We start from the raw sequence: 3,674 nt of genomic DNA on the forward strand, positions 1-3,674 counted from the left end.
GCCTAACTCCGGGTTGCTCTTCAAATAGGCCAGAACGGATTGATTGGCTTTGCTAACCTGTGCAGCGTCGGCAAAATTAGTTGTGCCTATAAAAGCTAGCGCTTCGTTCAACTTACCATTAAGACGGAGTGAAATAATTGCAGCTTGCAAGCGCGTAGACGTTTTACTCAAATAGGCAGCATCCACTCCAGTGCCGTCTCCAACAAGCAGCCCAAGCTCGGATGCTGTATCGGCATCGGTCTTGATCGCGGACGACGATTCTGCAGACGCTGTGCCCAGCGGAGCAACAATGATTGTCGTGCACATTGCAGTAATCAAAAATAGTTTCTTTAATCGTGTAAGMATTAATAATTCCTCCTTTATGGTCTTTACATGTAGAGATAACGCTGCGGAGGAATGATAGGTTTGATTTTTTTAAAAATTTTTTTTGCGTGCAATCCAATAACTAGAATTGACCTGCCAAAAAGCATCTTTCGCCCCTTTCTCGTGCTCAAGGAAAAAAAGTCATAAACTCACCTCAATATTAGAAACAGCGTCAGCCATGGACGGGAAAATAAAGTCCTTGGCTGACGCTGTTTTATTGAACTATAGTTCTCCTGCTCAGTTACACGTCCTAACTAAAGCCAATTTATAAACCTCACTGCTTTCTATTATTTCGATACTTTTCATGGCTGTTATATAGTTGATAACTTTTTGCTCATCAATATATGAGAATGTATCAATTAAATCTTCATGGTGAATCAGCCAACGTAAAGTAATCACGATCGCATAAAAGATGTTTGGAAACTCCCGCTCAATTTCACTCTGGCGTTGTAATAATGCATCCATATATTTCTCAAAATCGTGGCATTCGTTAAGTTCTTTTCTCGTCATATAAAAAGGAAATCCACTGCCATCTTACCACTCAGATAATAGTCCAAAAAATGCAATAAGAGAGGCTGATCGATACTTAATTTTATTATCGTCGAAATGCAAATGGTAAGGGTAGAGTAGCCCTACCTATATTTAACTATCATTCTCCGCTAGCTTAATCATGCGATGTCTCATCAAGTTATTTAACTATAATCTGAAATCAATAATATTTTTCCTTCTTTAATTCTAAATACTGACTTCCCTTTTAGTTGAAGCGTATCTCCAATCTTTAATCCGTTAGGCAAATCAACAGCCAGTATTGCTTCATAATCAATGTGTATTTCTACGCTGTCATCTATAGCACTGAAATTGGTAATTGTCTGATGTCGACTAGAGAATATCTTTGACGACTTTTCTGCCAGTTCTTTAAACTCTTGTATTCCTCTGGTCTCTGTGTTAATTTCACCATTGGAAAAATTTCTAAACAAAATATCCATATGTAAAAGTTTAACCATACTCTCGACATCAAATGAATTATAGGCCTCAACATAATTTCCGATGATTGCTTGGGTTTCTTCACTAATCATAGTTATACTCCTGTCTTAGACTGTACTCTATCCATACTCTTTAGAACTGATAGTTTTTCCTTTATTTGAAACAAGGCGACTGAAAATTGTATTAAACTAACCTTCCCGTTAGTTTATTTAGCTAATCTTAAACAAAAGGGATATATGCTTGAATGTATTTATCATCTTTATAGCTTTCCAGAATATAAAAGCTTTCAGGTCTAGTCAATGCTTCATTCATTAATTTGACTCTATCTGGGATTTGATTCGATCTTAAGTCGTCAATCTTTGACCTATGTATCTGGAAGACAGTATAATCTTGTGCAGGGATTCGAATGTATTCAGTGCCATTCGGCAATTGTTCTAATGGTTGCTCAGCCAAGGGAATAAAGACATAGACTGCATCAACTTGTTGTGAATATTTTGAAGCTGTCATTGCTTCACCTACTGTTACTATCCCTTGCTGTTGGCATAATAGCGACAATTCAGCGGATGCATTAGCAAATTCATCTTGGTTCGATATCTTTTGGGCTATGAGATGAGTTTCATCTTTTGATATGAGATAGCACCTTTTTGCATCGTTTTCAACATGATCTGCTAGTTTGGTCTTAATAAACTCCATTCCAAAGCCGCCAGCCCAAGCAGATATAAAGTTGTGATCAGGATCCCTAAATGCAAACCAATGATTATCATCCTCTGCTTCGATTTCTATATGATTGGCTATAAGGCGACTCCGCAGTTCTGCAGAATACCTCGTTGAAAGATCTAACCTTCTCGCTGAATTTTCATTCGTGCTTAAATTAAATAAAACTCCTGGCGCAATTTGTATGACAGCACTGTGCGTGTTTAATTGTAATACTTGAAACCCCAACATCGTGTAAAACCATTTGGACGACGCTTTTATGTCACTTGAGTACATAGTAATCATCGAGAATTCTAAATACTGTCTACTGATCATGATCTTCAGCCCCCTTATTTTTCATAAGATTATCATGTATTTGCCAGCCTCTATCCCAGTAATAGGGCATATGCACGTGAATGAAATCATCTTTGTAATATTCTAGTATGTAATAGCTCTCCTCAGGCTTGGTAAACGACCAGCTCATAAAATGAGCTCTGTCACGAATATGGAACGTACGAAGCTTGTCAATAGTGTCGTAGGATACCGGGAAAATAGCATAATCATGCTTTGGAATGTGTATGTATTCCGCCCCGTCAGAAAGTTGATCAACAAAATGTTGTGTAACTGCAACACATGCGAATATCGCCTCAACTTTGTCGGAATATCGAGATGCGATGAACGGTTCTCCATCTATGTTCAATCGATGATGTTCACACATGGAAAGAAGTGTAGTAGAAGCTGTATGAAATTCAATATCATCCGTTATTTGCATGGCTATTAAATGCATTTCATCCCTTGTATCCAATCGACAACGTATTAAATCACGTACGAACATACTTGGCATCGATATGTCCAACCAATCATATTCAGCTGTTCTAACCTCAATCGTATTCCCGTCGATATCCTTGATTCTCAGGTAGGATTCATCATCTGCGTCGATTTCAACATTCGCAAGAATCAGTTGTCGCCTTAATGCCGCTATATTACTAGTTATAAAGCTTATTTGACGAGGAGAACCGGGATCTCTTTCAAAAAACACGATACGACCCGGTGCAAATTCCATGGTTGCGAAGTCAGAATTAATCGATACGATTTGAATCCCAAAGGCTTTATAATACCACTTGATGGATTTCTGTAAATCACTTGTATAAAGTGAACTGTATGTCAGATGAGCAAAAGAATTAATAAACACATCATTTCCCACTAAATTTTCTTTGCTTGGGTCTACATTTTTCTCCTCAACAACATTGCCATTAACGTTACTCATTTTCTTCCTCCTTTTATACTTCATAAATTTGTTGACATTTTCTTCGAATACGGCTACCAGACTTCCCTCATGTCCACAGGCCCATGAGGCTTTCCATTTGATCTGGAAATCTCATGATCGCGCAAGTCATACTAGATTCCATATTTCCTCCTTTGTTTTTGTGACTTACAGTTATTTTGATGCCACATGATGTCGCAAACCTGACTTACTGTAGAAATGAATTTTTTGGGAATTTCTTTTCTAAAACACACTAGCCTGCCCGTTAGCTTAATCGAGCAAGTCTTTCAAAAGGCTCGACTTATTACTTGTCCTCGATATTCTAATGCATCCAGAGCCCTTGTTCTTTGGACCTCACTTAACTCAGATA

Annotated in this window: 4 protein-coding genes and 1 pseudogene; all 5 read right to left on the reverse strand. The window is 38.0% G+C overall.

From position 1 onward, the window contains the following. A pseudogene (locus AC1DWN_RS30230) lies at nt 1–318 on the reverse strand (carboxylesterase/lipase family protein); the annotation flags it as partial. A 282-nt stretch (nt 319–600) separates the two neighbouring features. After that, nucleotides 601–873, reverse strand: coding sequence for a hypothetical protein (locus tag AC1DWN_RS30235; RefSeq protein ID WP_477562563.1), 273 nt, complete (start codon nt 871–873; stop codon nt 601–603). 182 nt (nt 874–1,055) lie between these two features. Beyond that, complete coding sequence (locus AC1DWN_RS30240) at nt 1,056–1,439, reverse strand: nuclear transport factor 2 family protein (protein WP_477562564.1); 384 nt, start codon at nt 1,437–1,439, stop codon at nt 1,056–1,058. 127 nt (nt 1,440–1,566) lie between these two features. Next, the gene (locus AC1DWN_RS30245) at nt 1,567–2,376 is read right to left on the reverse strand and encodes a hypothetical protein (RefSeq protein WP_477562565.1); all 810 of its coding nucleotides are present in this window, start codon (nt 2,374–2,376) and stop codon (nt 1,567–1,569) included. Beyond that, complete coding sequence (locus AC1DWN_RS30250) at nt 2,366–3,307, reverse strand: VOC family protein (protein ID WP_477562566.1); 942 nt, start codon at nt 3,305–3,307, stop codon at nt 2,366–2,368. Before AC1DWN_RS30250 ends, AC1DWN_RS30245 begins: the two co-directional genes overlap by 11 nt. Between the last annotated feature and the right edge of the window lie 367 nt (nt 3,308–3,674).

Source organism: Paenibacillus sp. P4_A7 (assembly GCF_056402455.1).

Bases quoted from the DNA above. Each gene is read 5' to 3' on its own strand.
- AC1DWN_RS30235 (WP_477562563.1), bottom strand. From the start codon at position 873: ATGACGAGAAAAGAACTTAACGAATGCCACGATTTTGAGAAATATATG.
- AC1DWN_RS30240 (WP_477562564.1), bottom strand. From the start codon at position 1,439: ATGATTAGTGAAGAAACCCAAGCAATCATCGGAAATTATGTTGAGGCC.
- AC1DWN_RS30245 (WP_477562565.1), bottom strand. From the start codon at position 2,376: ATGATCAGTAGACAGTATTTAGAATTCTCGATGATTACTATGTACTCA.
- AC1DWN_RS30250 (WP_477562566.1), bottom strand. From the start codon at position 3,307: ATGAGTAACGTTAATGGCAATGTTGTTGAGGAGAAAAATGTAGACCCA.